General features: G+C 64.3%; 24 protein-coding genes, 1 pseudogene and 1 riboswitch. Of the genes and pseudogenes, 13 read left to right on the top strand and 12 right to left on the bottom strand.

Going from position 1 to position 23,663, the window contains the following annotated elements; genetic code table 11:
* Window positions 1-4: 4 nt before the first annotated feature.
* From tolQ to ydfG, 3 genes are all read right to left on the bottom strand, one after another.
* Window positions 5-682 carry a protein TolQ gene (gene tolQ / locus BUE39_RS08365; RefSeq protein WP_007179119.1) on the bottom strand — a complete coding sequence of 226 codons (678 nt, stop codon included), beginning with the start codon at window positions 680-682 and terminating at the stop codon, window positions 5-7.
* Between the two features lie 154 nt (window positions 683-836).
* Window positions 837-1,316 (bottom strand): tol-pal system-associated acyl-CoA thioesterase, encoded by a 480-nt coding sequence (ybgC, locus tag BUE39_RS08360; RefSeq protein ID WP_073428180.1) that lies wholly within the window; start codon window positions 1,314-1,316, stop codon window positions 837-839.
* 58 nt (window positions 1,317-1,374) lie between these two features.
* Window positions 1,375-2,121 carry a bifunctional NADP-dependent 3-hydroxy acid dehydrogenase/3-hydroxypropionate dehydrogenase YdfG gene (ydfG, locus tag BUE39_RS08355; protein ID WP_073428179.1) on the bottom strand — a complete coding sequence of 249 codons (747 nt, stop codon included), beginning with the start codon at window positions 2,119-2,121 and terminating at the stop codon, window positions 1,375-1,377.
* Between the two features lie 238 nt (window positions 2,122-2,359).
* A riboswitch (ZMP/ZTP riboswitch) is annotated at window positions 2,360-2,468 on the top strand.
* A 166-nt stretch (window positions 2,469-2,634) separates the two neighbouring features.
* Here ydfG and glyA point away from each other — a divergent pair.
* The 7 genes from glyA (at window position 2,635) to BUE39_RS08315 (ending at window position 7,460) form a co-directional block, all read left to right on the top strand.
* The gene (gene glyA / locus BUE39_RS08345; protein ID WP_073428178.1) at window positions 2,635-3,882 is read left to right on the top strand and encodes a serine hydroxymethyltransferase; all 1,248 of its coding nucleotides are present in this window, start codon (window positions 2,635-2,637) and stop codon (window positions 3,880-3,882) included.
* 6 nt (window positions 3,883-3,888) lie between these two features.
* On the top strand, window positions 3,889-4,371 hold the full coding sequence (gene nrdR, locus BUE39_RS08340; RefSeq protein WP_012431825.1) for a transcriptional regulator NrdR: 483 nt from the start codon (window positions 3,889-3,891) through the stop codon (window positions 4,369-4,371).
* 199 nt (window positions 4,372-4,570) lie between these two features.
* Complete coding sequence (locus tag BUE39_RS08335; protein ID WP_073428177.1) at window positions 4,571-5,137, top strand: GspH/FimT family pseudopilin; 567 nt, start codon at window positions 4,571-4,573, stop codon at window positions 5,135-5,137.
* Window positions 5,134-5,580 carry a type IV pilus modification PilV family protein gene (locus BUE39_RS08330; protein WP_073428176.1) on the top strand — a complete coding sequence of 149 codons (447 nt, stop codon included), beginning with the start codon at window positions 5,134-5,136 and terminating at the stop codon, window positions 5,578-5,580. Before BUE39_RS08335 ends, BUE39_RS08330 begins: the two co-directional genes overlap by 4 nt.
* Window positions 5,577-6,410 carry a PilW family protein gene (locus BUE39_RS08325; RefSeq protein ID WP_073428175.1) on the top strand — a complete coding sequence of 278 codons (834 nt, stop codon included), beginning with the start codon at window positions 5,577-5,579 and terminating at the stop codon, window positions 6,408-6,410. The genes BUE39_RS08330 and BUE39_RS08325 overlap by 4 nt, the downstream gene beginning before the upstream one ends.
* Window positions 6,410-7,012 carry a pilus assembly PilX family protein gene (locus BUE39_RS08320; RefSeq protein WP_412534854.1) on the top strand — a complete coding sequence of 201 codons (603 nt, stop codon included), beginning with the start codon at window positions 6,410-6,412 and terminating at the stop codon, window positions 7,010-7,012. Before BUE39_RS08325 ends, BUE39_RS08320 begins: the two co-directional genes overlap by 1 nt.
* Before the next feature lie 10 nt (window positions 7,013-7,022).
* Complete coding sequence (locus BUE39_RS08315) at window positions 7,023-7,460, top strand: type IV pilin protein (protein WP_073428174.1); 438 nt, start codon at window positions 7,023-7,025, stop codon at window positions 7,458-7,460.
* A 46-nt stretch (window positions 7,461-7,506) separates the two neighbouring features.
* On the opposite strand, the gene BUE39_RS08310 is transcribed toward BUE39_RS08315, so the two are convergent.
* From BUE39_RS08310 to BUE39_RS08300, 3 genes are all read right to left on the bottom strand, one after another.
* Window positions 7,507-7,977, bottom strand: coding sequence for a DUF3318 domain-containing protein (locus tag BUE39_RS08310; protein ID WP_073428173.1), 471 nt, complete (start codon window positions 7,975-7,977; stop codon window positions 7,507-7,509).
* A gap of 107 nt (window positions 7,978-8,084) precedes the next feature.
* On the bottom strand, window positions 8,085-8,471 hold the full coding sequence (locus BUE39_RS08305) for a phage holin family protein (RefSeq protein ID WP_073428172.1): 387 nt from the start codon (window positions 8,469-8,471) through the stop codon (window positions 8,085-8,087).
* Between the two features lie 136 nt (window positions 8,472-8,607).
* Window positions 8,608-8,910, bottom strand: a complete 303-nt coding sequence (locus tag BUE39_RS08300) for an ElaB/YgaM/YqjD family protein (RefSeq protein WP_028198798.1) — start codon at window positions 8,908-8,910, stop codon at window positions 8,608-8,610.
* Between the two features lie 343 nt (window positions 8,911-9,253).
* On the opposite strand from BUE39_RS08300, the gene BUE39_RS08295 reads away from it, so the two are divergent.
* A complete protein-coding gene (locus BUE39_RS08295) occupies window positions 9,254-9,892 on the top strand; it encodes a peroxiredoxin (RefSeq protein WP_073428171.1) in 639 nt (212 codons plus the stop codon).
* 111 nt (window positions 9,893-10,003) lie between these two features.
* Here the strand turns inward: BUE39_RS08295 and BUE39_RS08290 are convergent, their stop codons facing one another.
* Window positions 10,004-11,194, bottom strand: coding sequence for an acyl-CoA dehydrogenase (locus BUE39_RS08290; protein WP_073428170.1), 1,191 nt, complete (start codon window positions 11,192-11,194; stop codon window positions 10,004-10,006).
* Window positions 11,195-11,289: 95 nt separating this feature from the next.
* On the opposite strand from BUE39_RS08290, the pseudogene BUE39_RS08285 reads away from it, so the two are divergent.
* Window positions 11,290-12,075 (top strand): annotated as a pseudogene (locus BUE39_RS08285) (IclR family transcriptional regulator); the annotation flags it as partial.
* Between the two features lie 61 nt (window positions 12,076-12,136).
* On the opposite strand, the gene BUE39_RS08280 reads toward BUE39_RS08285, so the two are convergent.
* The gene (locus tag BUE39_RS08280; protein WP_073428169.1) at window positions 12,137-12,970 is read right to left on the bottom strand and encodes an EAL domain-containing protein; all 834 of its coding nucleotides are present in this window, start codon (window positions 12,968-12,970) and stop codon (window positions 12,137-12,139) included.
* A 305-nt stretch (window positions 12,971-13,275) separates the two neighbouring features.
* Here BUE39_RS08280 and hmgA point away from each other — a divergent pair, with 305 nt between their 5' ends.
* A complete protein-coding gene (hmgA, locus tag BUE39_RS08275; RefSeq protein WP_073428168.1) occupies window positions 13,276-14,622 on the top strand; it encodes a homogentisate 1,2-dioxygenase in 1,347 nt (448 codons plus the stop codon).
* On the top strand, window positions 14,619-15,923 hold the full coding sequence (fahA, locus tag BUE39_RS08270; protein WP_073428167.1) for a fumarylacetoacetase: 1,305 nt from the start codon (window positions 14,619-14,621) through the stop codon (window positions 15,921-15,923). The genes hmgA and fahA overlap by 4 nt, the downstream gene beginning before the upstream one ends.
* A gap of 21 nt (window positions 15,924-15,944) precedes the next feature.
* Here the strand turns inward: fahA and BUE39_RS08265 are convergent, their stop codons facing one another.
* The 3 genes from BUE39_RS08265 to BUE39_RS08255 form a co-directional block, all read right to left on the bottom strand.
* Entirely contained in the window at window positions 15,945-17,645 is a 1,701-nt protein-coding gene (locus BUE39_RS08265) for a PQQ-binding-like beta-propeller repeat protein (protein ID WP_073428298.1), read from the bottom strand.
* A 119-nt stretch (window positions 17,646-17,764) separates the two neighbouring features.
* Window positions 17,765-18,931 (bottom strand): MFS transporter, encoded by a 1,167-nt coding sequence (locus BUE39_RS08260; RefSeq protein ID WP_073428297.1) that lies wholly within the window; start codon window positions 18,929-18,931, stop codon window positions 17,765-17,767.
* Between the two features lie 207 nt (window positions 18,932-19,138).
* Window positions 19,139-19,960: a crotonase/enoyl-CoA hydratase family protein gene (locus tag BUE39_RS08255; protein ID WP_073428166.1), complete on the bottom strand. Its 822-nt coding sequence runs from the start codon at window positions 19,958-19,960 to the stop codon at window positions 19,139-19,141.
* Between the two features lie 128 nt (window positions 19,961-20,088).
* Between BUE39_RS08255 and BUE39_RS08250 the strand changes: the two genes are divergently transcribed.
* A complete protein-coding gene (locus tag BUE39_RS08250) occupies window positions 20,089-20,706 on the top strand; it encodes a plasmid fertility inhibition factor family protein (RefSeq protein ID WP_073428165.1) in 618 nt (205 codons plus the stop codon).
* Between the two features lie 84 nt (window positions 20,707-20,790).
* Here BUE39_RS08250 and BUE39_RS08245 read toward each other — a convergent pair whose 3' ends face one another.
* Window positions 20,791-21,789 carry a 2-hydroxyacid dehydrogenase gene (locus BUE39_RS08245; RefSeq protein WP_073428164.1) on the bottom strand — a complete coding sequence of 333 codons (999 nt, stop codon included), beginning with the start codon at window positions 21,787-21,789 and terminating at the stop codon, window positions 20,791-20,793.
* 437 nt (window positions 21,790-22,226) lie between these two features.
* On the opposite strand from BUE39_RS08245, the gene BUE39_RS08235 reads away from it, so the two are divergent.
* On the top strand, window positions 22,227-23,450 hold the full coding sequence (locus BUE39_RS08235; protein WP_073428162.1) for a pyridoxal-phosphate-dependent aminotransferase family protein: 1,224 nt from the start codon (window positions 22,227-22,229) through the stop codon (window positions 23,448-23,450).
* Window positions 23,451-23,663 lie beyond the last annotated feature (213 nt).

The following is a 23,663-nucleotide window of genomic DNA, read 5'->3' as shown; positions in this document are numbered from 1 at the left end:
CCCCTTACTGTGCCTGGCGCTGCAGGATGTTCGAGAACTCTTCGATGAAGGTCTCGAAGCGGATTGCCAGGCGGTCGATGTCGTGCGCGTAGCGGTTGTAGGCAACCACGGCCGGAATCGCGGCGAACAGGCCGATCGCGGTGGCGGTCAACGCTTCGGCGATGCCCGGCGCGACGTTCGCAAGCGTGGCCTGCTGGACGTTGGCGAGACCGCGGAACGCATTCATGATCCCCCAGACCGTGCCGAACAGACCGATATACGGGCTGACCGAACCCACCGAGGCGAGAAACGCGAGATTGGCTTCGAGCACGTCCATTTCACGCTGGAACGCGGCCCGCATGGCGCGGCGTGCGCCGTCGAGGATCGCGCCCGGATCGTTCAGGCGTTTTTCCTTGCCCTTCAGGAATTCGCGCATGCCGGATTCGAAGATCCGTTCCAGCGCGCCGATCGTGTGGCGATTGTTCGCGGCGCTCTGGTAGAGCGCCTGCAGGTCGCCGCCCGACCAGAAATCGCGTTCGAAGCGTTCAGTTTGCGCGCGCGCCCGGCGGATCGCAAACCACTTGCGGAAGATGAAAGTCCACGACAACAGCGACAACAACAGCAGCAGGGCCATGACGGCCTGCGCCAGCAGGCTCGCATTGAGTACGAGGGAAACGATCGACAGATCTTGTGTAGTGTTCATAAAGGTTCGTTTTAACGTCCCGGAAGGGGGCGTCCGGCTGCAAGGCCATCGAAGCCTGCCGTGAGCAAAACGGCAGCATCGGCGACGCTGCAAGCCGAACCATGCTTTGTGCTGCTTGATCGATACGAGTTCACCGGCCCCGTAACAACGAGGTTCAGTCGTTGTCCGTTGACACCCCGCCTTCGCCGATGCCCGGCCCGCGGCGCAACGCAGCGAGTACCGGCGGAGGAATCGCGGCCGGCCGCAGCGCGGTTCGCTCGACGCAGCCGACCCGGATGGAGCCGACCGCAAGCAAAGTGCCGTCGCGCCATGCTTCCTGCGCGAAGTCGACCGAGGCGCGGCCGAGCCGCTCGATCCGGCTCACGACGTTGACGACATCGTCGAGCCGCGCAGGCGCACGATAGTCGACCGCCGTGCTGCGCACGATGAAAATCGCGCCCGTTTCGTTCGCGAGCCGGTTCTGGTCGACGCCGCACGCGCGCAGCCATTCGGTTCGCGCCCGCTCGAAAAATTTCAGGTAGTTCGCGTAGAACACGATGCCGCCGGCGTCGGTATCTTCGTAATACACGCGGATCGGCCATGTGAAGCCGATTTCCGTGCCGGGCTGGCTGGTCGACATATTCATGCGGCGCATTTTACCGGAACGCACACCAGGAGGTCTGTTTCAAGATGTGCGTCCCGCCTGGCGGGCTTTAGCCGCGATGAATGGCCAAACCGGCGAATGATTGCGCGACCGGCATCAGCTCGATCGTGTTGATGTTGACGTGCGCGGGGCGCGTGGCGATCCAGTAGATCGAGTCGGCGATATCCTCCGCCGTGAGCGGTTGGACGTTCTCATAGACCTTGCCGGCTTTTTCGTCGTCGCCGCGAAAACGCACGTTCGAGAATTCCGTGCCGCCGCACAGGCCCGGCTCGATGTCGGTCACGCGCAGCGCGGTGCCGGCCAGATCGGCGCGCAGGTTTAGGCTGAACTGGCGCACGAATGCCTTGGTGGCGCCGTAGACGTTGCCGCCGGGGTAGGGCCAGCGGCCGGCCACCGAGCCCAGGTTGAAGATATGCCCGCGGTTGCGCTCCACCATGCCGGGCAGGAGCGCGTGCGTAACCTGCACGAGGCCGGTGCAGTTGGTCTCGATCATCGTGTTCCATTCGTCGAGGCTCGCCTTGTGCGCCGGCTCCACGCCGAGCGCAAGGCCGGCGTTGTTCACGAGCACGTCGAGCGCCGCGAAATCGGCTGGCAACGCGGCCGGCACGGCTTCGACGGCGGCGCGGTCGCGCACGTCGAGCTCGTAAGGCAGAAGCGCGTCGCCGAGTTCGTCGGCGAGCGCCTGGAGGCGGTCCTTGCGGCGCGCGGTGGCGACGACCCGATGGCCGCCCTTCACGAAAGCGCGAGCGATGGCGGCGCCGAATCCCGCGGACGCTCCGGTGACGAACACAATCATTGCAGTTCCCTGGTCGGTTGGAGAGAAAGGCCCCAAGCCTACTTCCAATGCGGCGCTGCGGCAAGGATGAACCAGCCTTACAAGCGGCTCTGGGAGGGATGCGGAACGGCCTCCGGGCCGCCCTTCCTCAGACGTTTGCGCGCCGCATACAACGACGCCATGGCCCGCTTCGGAAGTGCCCGCGGCGGCGGCGGGAAGCCGGTTGCCTATTCGATCCTCTTCCAATAAACTAACGCGCTCATCCCTGCGTGACTGGCGATAGAACCGGTTCAAGCAATCGGGTTCAAGGTGGAACAACCCACCGTGAAGCGCAGGGTGCCGTTTTGCCGTTCGCCTGGGCAGCCGTGATCCGCGCGCATCGATCTGCGCTGACGGTGGCTGTCCTGCCTCGCGTGTGCGGCGACTCTCCTTCCGCCACGTCTGGGCTGGCCCAGCCGCCAGCAGCGCCGCGTACCCTCTACGCAAGATTCGGCGCACAATCCGGTCAACCTGAAAACACTCAACGGAATCCGTATGTTTGACAGAGCCCAAAGCACCATCGCCAACGTCGATCCTGAACTCTGGAAAGTCATCGAGCAGGAAAACCGCCGTCAGGAAGAGCACATCGAACTGATCGCGTCGGAAAACTACACGAGCCCGGCCGTGATGGCTGCGCAAGGCTCGCAACTCACCAACAAATACGCCGAAGGGTATCCGGGCAAGCGCTACTACGGCGGCTGCGAATTCGTCGATATCGCCGAGCAGCTGGCGATCGACCGCGTCAAGCAACTGTTCGGCGCAGAAGCCGCGAACGTCCAGCCGAATTCGGGTTCGCAGGCGAACCAGGGCGTGTTCTTCGCCATGCTCAAGCCGGGCGACACGATCATGGGCATGAGCCTCGCGCACGGCGGTCACCTCACGCACGGTTCGCCGGTCAACATGTCGGGCAAGTGGTTCAACGTGGTGAGCTATGGCCTGAACGAGGCTGAAGACATCGACTACGACGCAGCCGAGAAGCTCGCGCAGGAGCACAAGCCGAAGCTCATCGTGGCGGGTGCGTCCGCATTCGCGCTGCGTATCGACTTCGAACGCCTGTCGAAGATCGCCAAGTCGGTTGGCGCCTACTTCATGGTCGACATGGCGCATTACGCGGGTTTGATCGCCGCCGGCGTCTACCCGAACCCGGTGCCGCACGCCGACTTCGTCACCACCACCACGCATAAGAGCCTGCGCGGCCCGCGCGGCGGCGTGATCCTGATGAAGGCCGAGTTCGAGAAGCAGATCAACTCGGCAATTTTCCCCGGCATCCAGGGCGGTCCCCTGATGCACGTGATCGCCGGCAAGGCCGTCGCGTTCAAGGAAGCGCTGTCGCCGGAATTCAAGGCGTATCAGCAGCAGGTCGTCGAAAACGCACGCGTGCTGGCCGAAACGTTGGTCAAGCGCGGTCTGCGCATCGTCTCGGGCCGTACTGAAAGCCACGTCATGCTGGTCGATCTTCGCGCGAAGAAGATCACCGGCAAGGCAGCGGAAGCGGCGCTCGGCGCCGCGCACATCACGGTCAACAAGAACGCGATTCCGAACGATCCGGAAAAGCCGTTCGTGACGAGCGGTATCCGTCTCGGCTCGCCGGCCATGACCACGCGCGGCTTCGGCGTCAAGGAAGCGGAGCAGGTGGGCAACCTGATCGCCGACGTGCTGGACAACCCGGAAGACGCCGCCACGCTCGAACGTGTGCGCGCGCAAGTCGCCGAGCTGACCCAGCGCTTCCCGGTCTACCGCTAAGCCGTCATGCACTGCCCCTTCTGCCGTCACGCCGATACGCAGGTCGTCGACTCGCGCGTGTCCGAAGACGGCGCGACGATTCGGCGGCGGCGCCGCTGCCCGGCCTGCGACAAACGTTTCACGACGTACGAGCGGGTCGAGCTGGCGTTGCCGTCGGTCGTCAAGAAGGATGGCAGCCGCACCGAATTCGATCGCCGCAAGATCGTCGCGAGCATGCAACTGGCGCTGCGCAAGCGGCCGGTGGCGGCGGACGCGATCGACGCGGCGGTCGCCCGAATCGAGTATCTGTTGCTCGGCAGCGGCGAGCGCGAGGTGCGCAGCGAGCGCCTCGGCGAACTCGTGATGAACGAGCTGCGCGCACTCGACACGATTGCCTATGTTCGCTTTGCCTCCGTCTACCGGCGCTTCGAAGACGTCTCCGAATTCGAGGACGTCATCGAGGAATTCCGCCGCGCCTCCTCGCCTCCCAAGCCTTCTCGCAAGCGTTAATCGCTGTCGCGCCTCGCGTCGTGTTCGAGGTGCCGTCTTTTGCCGCGTTGTCTCGCGCATTCGCATCTCCCGCTCCCCATGATGGTTGGTCGCGTGCATTTTTGCGCGGGATAGCGTCTGAGCGCCACCTGGCCGTTCGGCCGATTGTTGGCGCGTTTGCAAATCGCTAGATTGGCTGCATTCTTTGTAACGAGCAGGGATGCAGATGAAAGCGGATGCGTTTTTCACGCGGCCATGCCGCGGCTTCACGCTTGTCGAAACGCTGGCCGTCGTCGCGCTGCTGGCGGTGATCGCGGTGATGGCAACGCCGTCGTTCGTCGCGTGGCACGTGCGCGATCAGGTCGACGCGCGCACGAAGGCGCTCGCGTCAACGCTCGCCTATGCGCGCAGTGAAGCGCTACGACGCGGCACACGAGTCACGGTGTGCCGGATCGACGCGGCGCGGCATTGCCTCGCCGCCGGGCAACCGTGCGGCAATGGCGTGACCGACTGGTCGTGCGGCTGGGCGGTGCTGGCCGAGCGGGGCAGCACGGTGTCGCTGTTGCGCGCGCATCCGCTGCTGGCGGCGGTAAGCATTGTCGGCACGCAAACGAATCTCACGTTTACGCCGCCGGCGGGACAGTTGATCGGCACCTTTCGCAGCTTTGATATCGGACCGCGCGCGCCATCCAAGGCGACGCAGGGAGACAAGTGGCGACGCTGCCTACGGATCGCGGCGGGCGGCCGCGTGCGGATCGTCGAAGGGGCATGCGGGGCGGAGTCATGAGGCGATATTCACAGAGCCGATGGTCACGCCGCAGCGGATCGAAACGCCGCGGCAGCACGCTGATCGAAGTCATGCTGGCCGTCGTGTTGATGGCCGTCACGGCCCTCGGGTTGATCGCCGGTCAGGTGTGGAGCGCGCGCGAAGCTCGTGCGATGGCGATGCGCGAACACGCCGCGTGGATCGCCGACTCCGTCGCGGAAACGATGCGCGAGCCCTCCGCTGGCGATTCCGCGATCAGGCAATGGAGCGTGCATGCAGCCGCTCTTCTGCCGCAAGGTCAGGCTTCGGTGGCTGACAGTGGCGGCGTCTCTTTTGCGCGCGTCACATGGGCGTCCGTGCGAGACATGCCAGGTGCCGACGACGTGATCGACAAGCCCGAGTCTTGCGGCGGCGTGGACGTCCCTGCGGGTTCCTCATGCGTTGCGCTGGCGTTCGTGAAATGACGCGGCGCCTGTATCGTGCACGCGCCCAACGCGCCCAACGCGCCCAACACGGTCATACGCTGGTCGAGTTTGTGATCGCCATGGCGCTGGGACTGGTGGTGACCGCGGGTGCGGTGTCGCTGTACACCACGCAGCGCTCCGCATTCGAACACGCGGGCGATGCGATGCGCATTCGCGAAGCCGGCTTGACGGCGCTTACGCTGGTTGGCCAGCAATTACAAATGGCCGGCTTCGTGCCCGCGGACGTCGCGCGTTACAACAGTCCGCCGCCCTTGTTCGGATGTTCGGGCGGTCGCCCGACAGGGGCCGACGACAGTCTTGCCTGCGAGACGTTGCCCGGTCACTCGGACGGCGTGGCCGTACGCTACGTGGGAGACAACGTCTCCACGTGGCCCTCCGCGAGCGGACAAATAACGGACTGTCTCGGTCAGGCTGTGGCGGACAGCGGCGCGGCGCTCGGCGACCAGGGCGTGCCCGTGGTCAATCGATATTTCGCCCGCGTCAGTGGTTCGACGGGCGAGCCCGAGCTTTACTGCGAAGGCAGCGGCAGGGTGGGATTCGCGCAGCCGCTCATCGAAGGCGTCGAACGGGTGCGGCTCAAGTACTGGCTGGCAGGCGCGCCGAGCGCGGTCGACGCTTCGGCGGTGACGGCCGATCAATGGGCCAGCATCGTTGCGGTCGATCTCTGTGTGCTGGTGCGCGGCGCGCCACGGAGCCAGCGCTTGCCCTACGTCGATTGCGACGGCGTCAGCATGCCTGGGGCGGATTCGCGCGCTCGGCAGGCGTTCTCGCGGCGAGTCGCGATACGCAATCATGCGGAGGCCTCTTGATGGTGAAACGTCGAAGCAAACTGGCGTTGCGCGGCGCTTGCGGGAAGCATTCACGAGGCCGCGAGCAGCCGCAATATCTCGGACGCATCATGCGCATGGCAGGCGGCCGATTCCGCGATCGTCAAAGCGGCGCAGTCCTGCCAATCGTCCTGCTGATTTCAGCGATGATGCTGACCACCTCCGCGGCCTGGTTCGAAACATCGCTTGCGGCGGCGCGCGCCACCACCAACGTGCGCGATTATTTGCAGGCGTTTCATGCCGCCGATTCGGCGTTGCTCCTGTGCGCGCGCAGTGCCATCGCGGCAGCATCCGTGACGCCGATGCCGGCCGCGCCCGGAGAGCCGGCGCAATGGAAACTCGAAGCCGCCTTCGAGGCGAACGCCGTCGCGCCCCTTGCGCAATGGCCAGGATCGGTGCGCGCGCCGCAATGCCTGATCGAAGCCTGGCGTCTCGGCACCCGCGCCGATGCTCGAGCCTATCTGCTGACCTCGCGTGGCTTCGGCCGTAACAACGAGTCACAGGTCTGGTTGCAGATGCAGCTGGTCATCGAGGACGAAACGATCGAGCGTCATTGGCGCCACGTCGCCGCACGGCCATTCTGACGGGAGGTCCATGACAAGGCTGCACACATCCGCATTCACGCTGCTCGAACTGATGATCACGCTGGCGATAGTCGCCACGCTGGCAGTGTTCGCCGTACCTTCGTATCGCGATCACGTCGCGCGAACGCATCGCATCGACGCCGCGTCCGCCCTTTATCGCGCCGCGCAATTCGTCGAGGGCGCGGGCGCGGCAAGCGGCAGCGCGTCCACGCTGTTGCCGGGCATGGACCAGGCGCCGCAATTCGGCGCGGCGGTCTACCGGCTGCGCGTGCTGCAGGCGGACGATTCCAATGGTGGCTATTCGATAGAGGCCGCGCCGAGCGAAACCGGTCCGATGCGCGACGACCCCTGTGGGGTTTTCACGCTCGACGCGACGGGGCAGCGAGGCAACAGGAATGGAGCAAACGGTGTGACGCCGGCAAGCGGCGAATGCTGGAATACGGGCTAACCAGGCAGAGGCAGGGCTTCTGCCGCAAGCAATGCCGCGCTCACCGTTACGGGTTCGATTCGGTCTTGACGGTACGAGGCGCAGCGGAATCGCGCTTCATTTGCTGCCAGATCCGATACGCTTCCCATGCGGCAAGCGCGAGGCCGCCCCACTTCAGTGCGGGTTTTGCACCTGCCGCGACGGTTGCACGCAGCGGTTTGGCGAGAACCAGCGAGGCGATCGAACTGATGAGGGGATACTGTTTGAGGAGCACGCCAATGGTCCCCGCGTTGATCAAGCTCGACTTCGTTCCTTTGCCCACGCGCACGCCGCCCAAGCCCGGCAGAATAAACTTGAGCCAACTGAAATGCGTGACCGCCTGCCGCAATTCGATGGTGGCCTGAGCGAGTTCCATGCGCTCCACATCCGCGCGCACCAGCAGCAATTCCTTGCGCAACGCTCGCAAGTGTGGCGCGCTCAGATCCTTGGCCGGTTGGCGCTTGGCACGGAAGGCGGTATCGGAATGGCTTTGGCTCATGGTGTGTCGGCGGCAGTGAAGGTGGTGCAGTCAAACGGCGCTGCAAATCGCTCGAAATCCCAACGCAAGCGCCGGGCATCGTAGCGACACCCGTTGCGCGTGGGTTGTCACGGTTTGCGGAACACGTCGCGGTCTTTTTCGAATTCCGCAAGGGTGGCCTCGAACACCAGCGGTGCGTTGCGCAAACCGCTGCGCGCTTTCAGCGCACAGACTAATCCCGCAATCGCATACACGGCGGTAATGCCGGCGAGCGCCTGCCATCGGTAGGTGTCCCAGAACGCAATGGCGATCAGCGCGGTCAAGGCGATCAAGGCCATCGTGGCGAGCATCATGGCGGCGAGACCGAGGAACAGCACGGCGAGCAGCCGGTCTTTTTCCTCGGCGAGCTCGATACCGACCAGTTCGAGCCGCGTTTGCAGAATGGCGAACACCGAACCGACGATGCGGCGTAACGGACTATGTTCTGCGCGCTGTGTTTGTGTTTCGATCGTCATGGCTGTGGGCGTTGCGCGTGATGGCCTGGGCGGCGCGTGCAAAGGTGCGCGCCAGGAGAAACGGACCGGCCAGGCATGCGCCGGTCCGCTCGATTTACCAGTGGGCCGGACGCGACCGTCCGGCAGCGTCACCGTGTTACTTGCGGTTGATCAACAACCCCAGCAGCACGCCCGCACCCGCCGCGATGCCGATCGATGCCCACGGATGCTCGTGCACGTAGTCGTCGGTGGCGCGGGCGGCCTTCTTGCCTTTTTCGACCACCACGACCTGGACGTCAGCCGCCTTTTCCTTCGCCTGTTTCAGACGCGTAAGCGCCGTTTCACGCAACTCCGAGGCGCGCTCGCCGGTGGCGCTCGCGGCCTGTTTCAGCAAATCTTCTGCGTCCGCGAGGACCGTTTTGATATCCGACATCAATCTCTCCTTGTTGACTTCCGACATTGACAGCTCCCCTTCGTCTCACGCCACGCGTGAATCGTAACCAAAGAAACGGCCGCTGGCGAGCGCAGTGCTCGGTTGACGCAAGCGAACGCACGAACCGTTCCCGGTTGAAGCAAAGCCATTGCACGACGACCCGCAACACATTGCAGGCGACAGTTTGCCTCCGATGGAGTTGATCTGTCCCGCAAAGTTTCCACTATATCGGTGAAAATTACAAAAACGCATAAAGTAGTGACGCGATGTTGGTTCGTCATGTACCGCCGCTACCATATGATTTATCGTGGCGGGGCGGCGCGGGCGAATGCTCGCGCGGAATGCCCGAATACTTTAAAGGAGATGCAACATGAGTCTACGTCTTGGCGATATCGCACCCGATTTCGAACAGGAGTCGAGTGTCGGCCGCATCAAGTTCCATGAATGGCTGGGCGATAGCTGGGGCGTGCTGTTCTCGCACCCCGCCGATTTCACGCCCGTCTGCACCACGGAACTCGGCCTGACGGCGAAGCTGGCCGACGAGTTCGCAAAGCGCAACGTGAAGACGATCGCGTTGTCGGTCGACAGCGCGGAGTCGCATAAGGAATGGATCAAGGACATCAACGAGACGCAAGCCGCCAATGTCGGCTTCCCGATTCTCGCCGACGGCGACCGCAAGGTGGCCGAGCTGTACGACATGATCCACCCCAACGCCAATGAAACGCTCACGGTCCGCTCGCTCTTCGTGATCGATCCGAAAAAGAAGGTGCGTCTGATCATCACGTATCCGGCGAGCACGGGCCGCAACTTCGACGAAGTGCTGCGCGTGATCGACTCGCTGCAACTCACCGACAACCACTCGGTCGCCACGCCCGGCAACTGGAAGCAGGGCGATGACGTGGTGATCGTGCCGTCGTTGAAAGACGAGGAAGTCATCAAGCAGAAGTTCCCGAAGGGCTACAAGGCGCTGCGTCCGTACCTGCGCATGACGCCGCAGCCGAACAAGTAGGCGGTTGATGCACCGTGAAGCGCGCCGTTAGCTGCAGCGCGGCGTCACAACGAAAAAGGCCGGTTCGAGGTGAACCGGCCTTTTGCTTCTTATCGGCATGTCAGGAAGACATCAGAAAAACGCCTGAATTCCCGTTTGCGCGCGCCCGAGAATCAGCGCGTGAATGTCGTGCGTGCCTTCGTAGGTGTTGACCACTTCCAGATTCACCAGATGCCGCGCGACGCCGAACTCGTCGGAGATGCCGTTGCCGCCGAGCATGTCGCGCGCGAGCCGCGCAATGTCCAGCGCCTTGCCGCATGAGTTGCGTTTCATGATCGAGGTGATCTCCACGGCCGCCGTGCCTTCGTCCTTCATGCGGCCGAGGCGCAGCACGCCTTGCAGGCCGAGCGTGATTTCGGTTTGCATGTCGGCGAGTTTCTTCTGGATCAACTGGTTCGCGGCGAGCGGCCGGCCGAATTGCTTGCGATCCAGCACGTACTGACGCGCGGTGTGCCAGCATGCTTCGGCTGCGCCGAGCGCGCCCCAGGCGATACCGTAGCGCGCCGAATTCAGACACGTGAACGGACCGCGCAAGCCGCTGACTTCCGGAAAACGGTTTTCTTCGGGAACGAACACTTCGTCGAGCACGATTTCGCCGGTGATCGACGCCCGCAAGCCCACCTTGCCATGGATGACGGGCGCAGACAGCCCCTTCCAGCCTTTCTCGAGAATGAAGCCGCGAATCGCGTCCTTGCCGTTTTCCTCGAGCTTCGCCCACACGACGAACACGTCCGCGATCGGCGAATTGGTGATCCACATCTTCGAGCCCGACAGCGAATAGCCGCCGTCCACCTTCTTCGCGCGCGTGACCATGCTGCCCGGATCGGAGCCATGGTTCGGTTCGGTCAACCCGAAGCAGCCGATCCATTCGCCGGTGGCGAGTTTCGGCAGGTACTTCCGCTTCTGCGCCTCCGAGCCGAATTCGTGGATGGGCACCATCACCAGCGAGGACTGCACGGACATCATCGACCGGTAGCCGGAATCGACGCGCTCCACTTCACGCGCGATCAGGCCGTATGCGACGTAGTTCAAACCGGGGCCGCCGTATTGCTCGGGAATCGTCGGGCCGAGCAGGCCGAGTTCACCCATTTCGCGAAAAATCTCGATGTGGGTCTTTTCATGACGGAACGCTTCGAGCACGCGCGGCTGCAGCTTGTCCTGCGCATAGGCCGCAGCGGCCTCGCGCACCATGCGTTCGTCTTCGGTGAGCTGCTGATCGAGCAGCAGCGGGTCTTCCCAGTGAAACTGCGCGGCCTCGGCCATGACGTATCTCCTGATTCCTTGCTTGATTCCAACTTGACTTATGTTCCGCTAAGCGAAACAATGTTTTGCAAATCACCGATCGAGTGTATCACCTGATGACGCCTGCATCCACCCTCTCCGAACCGCTCGACGAGCGCAAATTCGTCGTTGCCCTCGCGCGCGGGCTGGACTTGCTGCGCGCGTTCAAGCCGGGCGAAACAATGCTGGGCAATCGCGATTTCGTCGAACGCACCGGTTTGCCGAAGGCGACGGTCAACCGCCTCGCTTACACGCTGAGCGTGCTGGGTTATCTGCGGCTCGATGAAACGCTGGGCAAATACGCGCTCGACGCCGGCGTGCTCTCACTAGGATTCGCATTGCTTTCGGGCACGGACACGCTCGAACTGGCTCGTCCGCATATGCGTAATTTCGCGCGCGAGGTGGGCGCGGCGGTTTCGCTCGGTTGCCGCGACGGGCTCGACATGATTTATCTGGAGACGATCCGCAGCGAAACCGCGTTGACGCTCGGGCTCGCATCGGGTTCGAAACTGTCGATGCTGACGAGTTCGATGGGGCGCGCGTATCTCGCCGTGCAGCCGGCGGACGTGCGCGCCGCGTTGCTCGCCGAGCTCAGGAAAGCGGCGGGTAAACCAGGCGCGCCAGGCGCGGCGCTGATCGCGGAGGTGGAAAAGTCGATCGCCGCGTTCGCCGGCGAAGGCTGCTGCTATTCGTTCCGCGCGTGGCACGACGACGTGAACGCGGTGGCCGTGCCGTTTCGCGAGCCGCGTGAAGGACGCTGGCTGGTGCTGAGTTGCAGCGGGCCGGCGTCGTCGATGGGAGAGGAGGTGTTTCGTGAAACCGTCGCGCCGCGGCTCAAGGCGCTCGCGCGGCGCCTGGGCGATACGGTCGAAGCGCCGGCGCGTACAACCGCAAGGCACATCAACCGGCCGATCAAGCCGCCGATCAAACCGCTCGGTCGTGGTAATGCGCGTTGAACAACGGCCCTTGCACGAAGCGCACGTCGTACTGTTGCAGGGCCACGAACTGCGGCTCATCCATCACGCGATTGAAGATCAACGGAATCCGCAACCGGTTCGCGTAACCCACTAGCGGTTTCACGGTCGCATCGCGCAACGCGGTCGCGGCGTCCATCTTCAGAAAATCGAGCCGCGCGGTTTCCGACACCGACAAAATCTGGCCCGCGTTGGACAGATTGCCCGCCACCTTGAAGCCGTAGCGCTGATAGCTCTGCGTCAGATAGCCGAGGAAGGTCTTATGCGCGACCGCCGCGGCCGGCAATTCGATCACCACCCGCGACGGGTTCAGCCCGAACGACACCAGCACGGTCGAAAAATGCAGTCCGTGGTCGTACTTCACGCTCTTGAGCAGACGTTCGTGCACGCGTAGAAACAGCAGACCGTGCCGCTGCGTCCCGAAGAAATTGATCGCGTGCAGCGCGCGCGACATGCGGTCGAGCGCGACCAGTTCCTGATCGTCGACGATGCGGTCGAACGGATCGAATACCTCGAACGGCGGCCCGTCCAGACGCTGGGTGACCGCCTGAAAGCCGAGTTCATCGCCGAAACGGTCGACCCCCTCCGGACCCGACGACAACGACTGCGCCAACGCATGCACGCTGATGTCGAAGATCGGCTCGTAAGCGCTGGTGAGCTCCTGCCCGTCGAAGCGTGCGAGCGCGATGTCGTGATGCGCGCCCGTTCCCATTGCCAGATGTTCGCCGAGAAACGGGTGGTGGGCGGCGCGCTCGATGAGGTTGGGGATGGTCGGCGGAATCATGTAGGCGAGAGATTAGCAATGGACGCGCTCGGCGCTCGGCAACGCGACTCGGTTGCCGCATTCCATTGATGGTAGCAGTCCGCACCGTGCGCACATGAACAAAATGCTCATAACGTTATCGGCCGAACGCTTGTCGTTACGGGCTTCCGGGGCTTGTCCGGGTCGTTTTCAGGGTATACGTTAGTTTCACTATTCGTAATTGCTTTTACTATACGTAAATTCACCTGCGGCGACGCCACCGGTTCGCGCATCGAGCCGCGGGCCGCCTGGAATCGACAAGATCGAGCCTCAACGGAGAACCTTGCATGAACACCGCCACCGGTACGCCGGCTACCGCCGGCTCACGGCTAGAAATCGAGCCGGGCTATCAATCGGGCTTCGCGAACGAATTCGCCACGGAAGCCTTGCCGGGCGCCTTGCCCCAAGGCCGCAATTCGCCGCAACGCGCGGCCTATGGCCTGTATGCCGAGCAACTGTCGGGCACCGCGTTCACCGCGCCGCGCGGCCACAACCGCCGTTCGTGGCTGTACCGGATTCGTCCGGCGGCCGTGCATAAGCCTTTCGCGCCGCTACCTTCGGAGCGGCTCGTGGCGAATTTCGCCGAGGTGCCGCCCACGCCGCCTGACCAGCTGCGCTGGGATGCCTTGCCGATGCCGACCGAGCCGACCGATTTCATCGACGGCTGGGTGACGATGGCGGGCAACGGCGCGGCGGAATCGATGAGCGGTTGCGCGATTCACCTGTACGCGGCGAACCGTTCGATGAAGGACCGCTTCTTCTACAGCGCCGACGGCGAACTGCTGATCGTGCCGCAGGAAGGGCGCCTGCATATCGCGACCGAGCTGGGCCGGCTGGACGTGGAGCCGTTCGAGATCGCGGTGATCCCGCGCGGCGTGCGCTTTGCGGTGAGCCTGCCGAACGGCCAGGCGCGCGGCTATATCTGCGAGAACTTCGGCGCGCTGCTGCGTCTGCCGGATCTCGGCCCGATCGGTTCGAACGGCCTCGCCAATCCGCGCGACTTTCTCACGCCGCACGCGGCGTATGAAGATCGCGAGGGCGATTTCGAACTCGTCGCCAAGATGAACGGCAACTTGTGGCGTGCGGACATCGGCCATTCGCCGCTCGACGTGGTCGCGTGGCACGGCAATTACGCGCCCTACAAGTACGACTTGCGCCGCTTCAACACGATCGGCTCGATCAGCTTCGACCATCCCGACCCGTCGATTTTTCTGGTGCTGCAATCGCAAAGCGACACACCGGGCGTCGACGCGATCGACTTCGTGATCTTCCCGCCGCGCTGGCTCGCCGCCGAGGATACCTTCCGTCCGCCCTGGTTCCATCGCAACGTGGCGAGCGAATTCATGGGCCTCGTGCACGGCGTGTACGACGCCAAGGCCGAGGGCTTCGTGCCGGGCGGCGCGAGTCTGCATAACTGCATGACAGGCCACGGGCCGGACGCCGACACGTTCGAGAAGGCATCGCACAGCGACACGTCGACGCCGAGCAAAGTCGGCGACACGATGGCCTTCATGTTCGAAACGCGCACGCTGATCAAGCCGACCCGCTTCGCGCTCGAAACCGCGCAATTGCAGGCGCATTACTACGAGTGCTGGCAAGGCCTCAAGAAACATTTCAATCCGGAGCAACGATGAGCGCATTGAGCGATCTTCAGGCGACGCTCGATCCGTCGCGTAAGAGCTGGGTCGAGTCGGCCAACGATTCGAACCATGATTTCCCGATCCAGAATCTGCCGTTCGGTATTTTCAGCGACAGCAACAACGACGCGCGGCGCGTGGGCGTCGCAATCGGCGACGAGATCGTCGATCTGGCGGCGTTGCAGGCGGCGGGATTGCTGAACGTGCCGGCGTCGAAGGCCGATGTTTTTGCGCGCGATACGTTGAACGATTTCATCGCGCTCGGCCGCGATGCATGGCGCGGCGTGCGGATTCAGTTGAGTCACCTGCTCGCGCGCGATACCGCGACCTTGCGCGACAACGCCGGCTTGCGCGCGAAGGCGCTGGTGCGTGCGGCCGATGCGCGGTTGCATCTGCCGGTGCGGATTCCGGGCTACACCGACTTCTATTCGTCGAAGGAGCACGCGACGAACGTCGGCTCGATGTTCCGCGATCCGAAGAATGCGCTGCTGCCGAACTGGTCAGAGATGCCGATCGGCTATAACGGACGCGCGTCGTCGGTGGTGGTGAGCGGCACGCCGGTGCGCCGTCCCAACGGCCAATTGAAGCTGCCGGACGAAGAGCGTCCGGTGTTCGGCGCATGCCGCAAGCTCGATATCGAACTGGAAACGGGCTTCGTGATCGGCGCCGGCAATGCGTTGGGCGAGCCGATCGCGTGTGCGGACGCCGAGGCGCATATCTTCGGCATGGTGCTGCTGAACGACTGGAGCGCGCGCGACATCCAGCAATGGGAATACGTGCCGCTCGGCCCGTTCAACGCGAAGACATTCGCCACGACGATCTCGCCGTGGATCGTGACGCTCGAAGCGCTCGAACCGTTTCGCGTCGCGCAGCCGGTGCAGGAACCGCAGCCGCTCGCGTATCTGCGTCACGATGGCGCGCATGCATTCGACATCACGCTCGAAGTGAGGCTGCGCCCGCAGCAGGCCAAGCAGGCCACCACGATCTCGCGGACCAACTTCAAGCACATGTACTGGACGATGGCGCAGCAACTCGCGCATCACACGGTGTCGGGCTGCAATACGCGCGTGGGCGATCTGATGGGTTCGGGCACGATCAGCGGACCGACGGAAGATTCGTATGGCTCGCTGCTCGAATTGACGTGGAACGGCAAGAAGCCGCTGGCGCTGAAGGAGGGCGGCACGCGCGGTTTCATCGAGGACGGCGACGAACTGACGCTTGCCGGCTGGTGCCAGGGCGATGGTTATCGCGTGGGCTTCGGCACCTGCGTCGGTGAGATCGTGCCGGCGCGAAACTAAGGCACGGGACCCACGGACCCCTCATCCCTCGAGCAACCCAAACACCGCCACGCCATTCGTCGTGCCGACATACACCTTCCCGTGAGCGATCATCGGCGTGATGAACTTGTTCCCCGCGCCGAAGTGATCGCGCGTTCCCGTCTGATTGCTGCTGTACAACTCGGTGGCGAGATTGGCCGGATCGAATGCATGCAACGCCGCCACGCTGCCGTTCTCGGCCGCCCACACAATGCCGTTCGCCGAGCCGTTGGCCGAGACGCTGGGCGTGGTCCCAGGATAAGGAAAAGTCATCGCGCTCTGGCCGGTCGGCGTTGCCGACAAGCGCGCGTTAGTGATCGTGAAGGCCTTCAGATGGTCGCCCACCGAACCGAAATAAATCCGGCCGTTGAAGTAAGCCGCCATGCCGAACTCGCCGCCGCTCAATTGCCCCGCGATCTCCTGGTAGATTTTGTTGCCGCCGGCGTTGAATTTCCCCATCGACTCGCGATCCAGAACGTAGATGATGTCGTCCTTGCCCGTCCCTAGCGTGAGGTGGCGAACCGCGCCGCTCGCGTCCGTGAGATCGGGCAGCACGAGCGCGCCGCCCGAACCGAGATCCGCATCCACGGCGGACGCCTGCACGATATTCGACATCGCGAAGTAATCGACGACCGAGAGCCCGCCCGCCGTGCCCAGCTTCAGATAGGTATTGCCGAAGTTGCCTCGAGCCGGAAAACCGTTTGCGTTCAGCGTGGTATCGAAGGTGCCGTTGCCGTCGAGCAGATAGATCGACGAGCCATCCGACGCGGGGCCCGCGCCGCTCATCCAGATGGCGCCCTCGGAACCGTTCGGCGTGACATTGAGCACGGAGGTCTGCTGCAACGTGTCGGCGCTGTAGGCGATGATCCAGCCGGTGTAAGCGCCCGCGTCGCAATGCGAGGTCCACGTCGTGTAGATCATGCCGTTGAGCAGGAGCAAACCCGCGCGCTCGGCATATGACGAAGGCGCGAACACGACGCGTCCGTTCGAACTGTTGGCGCCGTTGCCCGGATAGCTTGCGGCGACTTCGGTGGGTCCGTTCAGCAGTTCCGCGCCCGTCGCGAGATCGAGCGCGTGCACGCGCTGATGGTAGCCGCCGCCGGAATCCTTCGACATCGCGACGACATAGATCGTGCCGTGAGGTCCGCGCGAGCGGTCGATCACCGGCGTCGACGTGATGCCGATCTCCGGCGTGATTTGCCCGCAGCCCAGGTCGTCGCTCGGCGTTTCGCCCGCCTTCAGCGTGCGGACCTGCCATAGTCGCGCGCCCGTGTCGGCGTCGAAGGCGAATACGCTGTCGTGTTCGGTCACGACGTACAGCACGTTGTGCGTGCCGCCCGCGATCGCCAGCGAGCCGACGAAGAGCGGCTCTCCATCGACCTTGCCGTCGACGGCGAAAAAGCCGACCTTGCCGAAGCTTGCCGCGTTGACGTTGGCCGGCGTCAGGATGGTTTCGTCGAGGTACTGGCCGGTGCGCGCGATGTCGTTGTGATAGGTCACGACGTCGCCCTTGGCGGACATCGCGGTGCCGCCCGAGGACGTGCCCGAGCCGCCCGAGCCGCTAGTGCCGCCGGCGCCGCTGCCTGTCGCCGCGCCGGTCGCGGCTTCATCGCCGCCGCCCCCACAACTTCCGAACGTCATCGCACAGAGAAAGATCAGCGCGCTCAGCAGGTAAAAACGGCGCGACAAGGGCAGAGTTTGCATGGCGTTCTCCGCATTGCCGGCGTGGGCGCCATGAACGCATGGCCCGCTCAGCGAAATGCCGTGCAATGTGCGATGAAACTAGCATCAAGCGTGCTAGCCCGCGGAGATCCGCAGCTGGCTTACCCTGCGACCGCCATGCGTTGCGCGCGCCGGTCGATCGACACGGACCACAGCGTCAGCGCGAGCGCGCCGATCGACGTCGCCACGCCGAGCCACGGCAAGGTGGTGAGCGGCGCGCCCGCGCCGATCGCCATGCCGCCGAGCCAGGCGCCCGTCGCATTGCCGAGATTGAACGCCCCCTGGTTCAAGGTCGACGCCAGATTCGGCGCGTGACTCGCGCGGTCGACGATCAGCATTTGCAGCGGCGGGACGATCGCGAAGGCCAGCACGCCCCACGCGAAAATCGTGATCATCGCGGGAATTTCGCTGTGCATCGTGCCGGCGAAGATCGTCAGGATCACGACGATCGCCAGCAGAAACGCCACCAGCGAAGGCATCAGCCGCCAGTCCGCGAGCTTGCCGCCGAGCGTGCTGCCGACCGTCAAGCCGAGGCCGAACAGCAACAGCACGAGAGTGACGGCATGCGGCGTGAAGCCGGTCACGTCCTCGAGAATCGGCGTGATGTACGTGAAGGTGGAAAAGAGGCTGGCCGACGCGAGCACGCTGACGCCGAGCACCATCAGCACTTGCGGGTTCTTCAAGACGCTGAATTCGCGCATGAGGCTCGCTTTCTGCATCTCGATCCTGGCGGGCAGGCACACGGCGAGCGCGGCCGCCGCGACGACGCCGATGACCGTTACCGCCCAGAAGGTCGCGCGCCAGCCGACCGCCTGGCCGAGCGCGGTGCCGAGCGGCACGCCGAGCACGTTGGCGAGCGTCAGGCCGGTGAACATCAGCGCGATGGCTTGCGCGCGACGGTTCGGCGCAACGAGACCCGCGGCCACCACCGAGCCGATGTCGAAGAACGCGCCGTGGCAGAACGCCGTGACGATGCGCGCGGCCATCAGCACCGCGTAGCCCGGCGCGATCGCGCACAGCAGATTGCCGACGATGAACACGCCGATCAGGCTCATCAACGCTTTCTTGCGCGGCATGTTGGCGACTGCGATCGCAACGATCGGCGCGCCGATCGTGACGCCGAGCGCATAAGCCGACACCAGCATGCCCGCCGCCGGGATCGAGACGGACAGATCGCGCGCGACATCGGGCAACAGCCCCATGATGACGAATTCGGTGGTGCCGATGCCGAAGGCGGCAACGGCGAGAGCGAGCAGGGGCAAAGGCATGATGATCGAACGGGATTCGGCGCGACGTGAAGCGCCGCGCGACAGACGCGCGTTTTCGGGGCGAAAACGCATGCGCTGTGCAAGGGTAAAGCAGTAGGGGATTCTACCTAAGTCAAAACAGTTCCGCTGGCCGTCGAGGCGGCTGTTGTTTTTTGCTGAAAAGCCGCTACGGAATGTACTTTTCCGCCGGGCGACGGCTGTGCGCCATCAGGTGCTTTCGTCTGGATCGAGCGCGTTGCCGTGACGGCCGGCGCCTTGCGCAAAACGCGCGGCGCCCGCGACGCCCTCGTCGAATACCGCCTGATAGCCGCCCGCGCCTTCGCGTCGCAGCGCCTCGGCGAAGTCGTCGAGCAGGCTGTTTTCCAGCGCCGAGCGGCGGTCGGCCAGCAGCGCCGCTTGCGGGAAGGCTGCCAGTTCGGCAGCGAGACGCTCGGCCGCCGCGCGCGCCTCGCCTTTCGCGACGACGCGGTTGGCGAGCCCGAAGTCGAGCGCTTCCCGCGCGTTCACCGCGCGTCCGGTGAGGATGAGGTCGAGCGCCCGCGACAGTCCGATCAAACGCGGCAAGCGGATCGTGCCGCCGTCGATCAGCGGAATGCCCACACGCCGGCAGAACACGCCGAGCACCGCGTCTTCCTCGACGACCCGCAGATCGCACATCGCAGCCAGTTCCAGACCGCCCGCCACCGCATGTCCGGCGATCGCCGCGATCACCGGCTTGCTGAAGCTCATGCGCGTCGGGCCGATCGGCCCTGGACCGCTGCCGTCGGCGTGCAGTTCGTTGCGGCGCGTATCGTCGGCGAGCGCGCTGAGATCCGCGCCCGCGCAAAACGTGCCGCCCGCGCCGAACAGCACCGCCGCGCGCCAGGCCGGCTCCGCTTCGAAGCGGCGGAACGCGGCGGCGAGCGCATCGGCGGTGGGGCGGTCGACGGCATTGCGCCGCGCGGGCCGCTCGAGAACGAGGGTCGCGACGCCCGTATCCTCGTCGGCTTCGATACGCACATGTTCATTGAAATTTTGGGTGGTTATCATCGTCGTTTCCGTAGATGTCAGCGTGTTCCCTTCCGTGACGAGGCGCGTTCCCGAGCGCTCATGGAGTGCGTGCACGAAGCATGCTTATGCAGTCCGCTCATGCAGTGTGATTAATACGGTGGCCTGTCATGCCTCTTTCACAATCGGCTCGTAGCGTTAGCGCTCTTTTAACGCGCTGGCGAGTTTTCGCCAGCTTATCGAGCCTGCCTTTGTCCTTGTCCAAATCATCGTCGGCCGCCATGCCGGCTTCTGCCGGCACGGTCTGGATCGTGCCTTTGCATCACCATCCATGGTACGACCACGTATGCCTGCAACGCGTTTTCGACGCGGACGGCACGCGGCATCAAGTCGTGCTCGTCGACGTGCGCAAGCTGCTCGTTTGCGCGGACCGCGACAACACCGATTATGTTCTGAAGCCGGTGGCCGAATGGCACTCGGGCAAGGTGCGCGGCATACGCGAATTTCTCGATCCTGAGAACCCGCGCATTCCGCAAATGCCGTATGTGACGATCTCGACGCGTCGCGCGCCCGGTCTGCTGGGCTGGCTGGGTCTGGAGCGCGAAGGCGTGGTGGCGTTTCGCAACGGCCAGCATCGCGCGCGCTATCTGGCCGACGCGGGGGCGCGCTGGTTTCCGGTGGAAGTGCATGAGCGCGAGGCGGCGCTATTGCGCGAAATCTGCGGCGCCGCGGACGACGCCCGCACCGCGCTCCGCCCGACCACGCTGACGAGCGAAGGCGGCGATTGAGGTTGGTGCTTGGGGTTGGCGCTTAGGGCTCGCGCTTGGGGTCCGCGAGCGCGGCTCGCTTGAGGCTGCTGCCCAAACTGGCGCTTAACCAGCGGGACTCACCACATTGCGCGGCGTGCCGGCCCGCCATGCCGCGACGTTGCCGAGCGTGGTCTGCGCGATCTCGCTCATCGCCTCGCGCGTGAAGAACGCCTGGTGCGCCGTGACGATCACGTTCGGGAACATCAACAGACGCGCGAGCACGTCGTCCTGCAACGGCAGGTTCGAGTGGTCCTCGAAAAAGAGGCCGCCTTCCTCCTCGTACACGTCGAGCCCGAGATGGCCGAGCTGGCCGTCCTTCAACGCGCCGATCAGCGCATTGCTTTCGACGAGACCGCCACGGCCCGTGTTGATCAGCATCGCGCCGCGTTTCATCCTCGCGAGCGCGCGGCTGTCGATCATATGGTAGGTGGCCGGCACCAGCGGGCAATGCAGACTGACGACGTCCGACTCGGCGAGCAGCGTGTCGAGCGGCACGTAGCGCGCGCCGAGCGCGAGCAGATCGTCGGCCGGCGTGCCTGGGTCGTAGGCGAGCACCTGCATGCCGAAGCCCGCCATGATGCGTCCGAACACGCGGCCGATCATGCCGGTGCCGATCACCCCGACGGTCTTGCCGTGCAGATCGAAACCGAGCAGCCCATGCAGCGAGAAATCGCCTTCACGTGTGCGCGCGACGGCGCGCGGCAAGCGCCGATTGAGCGCGAGGATGAGACCGACCGCGTGTTCGGCGACCGCGTGCGGCGAATAGGCCGGCACGCGCGCGACCGTCATGCCGAGAGCCTCGGCCGCGGCCAGGTCGACGTGATTGAAGCCGGCGGAGCGCAGCGCGATCAGGCGGGTGCCGCCGGCATGGAGACGTTCGAGCACGGCCGCGTCGACGGTGTCGTTGACGAACGGGCAGACCACGTCATAGCCCTGCGCGAGCACGGCGGTTTCCAGGTCGAGATGCGACTCCTGAAAGCGCAGTTCATAAGCGTGCGCGGCATTGGCTTCGGTGAATGTGTCGCTGTCGTACTGGCGGCTGCTGAACAGGATCATGCGCATGAGCGGCTCCGTGAATTGCGTGCCGGCGCTGAACAGGCGAATCGAGGCGAACTGAGGGGCGCGGCATATAGGCGGTGGGCTAGCCAGTATACGGTAGCCAATGCATGGCGCGGAGGGCTGACCAACCCGTCGATTCGTGAGTCAGCACGATCGCTCGATTGCTGAGGTCATTCGTCTGGAGCGCGCGAGGCGCAGGTCTGGAGTCGGCTCATTGCATCGGCTATGGCATCGGCTCATTGCGCGTGGCGCCAATTGCGCCTGGCGGCGTTTGGACACGTCGATCATTGCGGCGCCTGGCGGCAAGGCACGGTCAAAAAACTTGCGCAATCAACTTGCGCAATCGCGCGGTTCAGTGAATGATCGGACCGACGGCCTCGCCGGCGGTATTGCCGGCGAGGCCGCTTGCTCCTTTGCGTCCTGACATTCACGTATCGATCATGCCGACTTCATCCTCCACCTCCGTTTCCTCCGCAGTGCCCTGTCCGGTTGTCGAATCGCTCGACGCGATTCTTCCCGAAGAACCGCTCCTGATGATGGGCGCCGGCCCCGTGCCGATTCCCGCGGCCGTCGCCAAGGCCAACACGGTCGTGATCAATCACCTGGGCGGCACGATGGTGAAGGTGATCGGCCAGGTCAAGACGATGGCGCGCTACGTGTTCCAGACGAAATCCAAATGGGTGCTGGGCGTGGCGGGACCGGGATCGGCCGCGATGGAAATGGCGATCTGCAATCTCGCGTGGGAAGGCACGCGTGTGCTGAGCATCAGGAACGGCTTCTTCAGCGAGCGGATGGCGGAAATGGGCCGCCGCGTCGGCGCGCGGGTGAGCACGCTGGACGTCGACGACCGTTCCGTCGCGAGTCTCGATCAGGTCGCCGAGGCGATTCGCCGCGAGCGCCCCGAGATCGTGACGGTGGTGCAGGGCGAGACATCGAATACGGTGTGGAACCACCATCTGAAGGACATTGCCGCGCTGGCGAAAGCGGCCGGCGCGCTGGTCATCGTGGACGCGGTGTGCACGCTGAGCACGATGCCGTTGGAGATGGACGCGTGGGGCATCGACGCTGTGATCACGGGCGGGCAGAAGGGGCTGTCGTCGATTCCGGGCGTGTCGCTGATTGCGTTTTCCGACGCGGCGTGGGAGCGGGTGAAAGGGCGCACGGCGCCGAATGCGCATTGGTGTCTGGACGCGTCGTTGGCGGAGAACTTCTGGCATAACGCCGGGTATCACTACACCGCGCCGGTGTCGGGCGTGCTGGCATTGCACGAGGCGTTGCGTCTCGTGTGCGCCGAGACGTTGGAAAAGCGCTTTGCACGGCATTTGAAATGCTCGCTGGCGTTGCAGCAAGGCGTGACGGCGTTGGGTTTGCAACTGTATACGCCGGCGGCGTGCCGGTTGAATTCGGTGGTGGGAATCGAGGTGCCGGCCGGGCTCAGTCCAGGCGATGTCTGCGCGCATATTTCGCGGATGCATCAGGTGGAGATTTCCGGCTCCTTCGGTTTGCCGATCGTGCGGATTGGGCAGATGGGGGAACAGTGCCGCGAGCACAATCTTTTCCGCACGGTGCACGCGCTTGGGAGAACGATGGTTGACCTCGGCGTCAAGGTCGACTTGCCGGCCGGCGTAGCGGCGCTCGAGCGGGGCTTGTCGGAGGGAAAGTAGTGGTCGCGCCTCTCGGCGCACCTCGACTACCCAAACGCCCCCACCGTTTGTCAGGCAGACCCTTCCGACGAGCGCACAGCGCGAGTCGGGAAGCATGACTGCCTTGTCACTAACATTGAATACGCGAGGGCACGGATTCCAGATGGGCCACTGCCCCCTCGAAGCCAGGGGACCCGCTTCAGAACTAGCGGTGTGAGCCGCTTTCTTTGCTTA

This window comes from Paraburkholderia terricola, assembly GCF_900142195.1.
Taxonomy (GTDB): domain Bacteria; phylum Pseudomonadota; class Gammaproteobacteria; order Burkholderiales; family Burkholderiaceae; genus Paraburkholderia; species Paraburkholderia terricola.
Note: the sequence above shows the minus strand (reverse complement) of the source record. Positions and strands in the feature narration are given on the sequence as shown.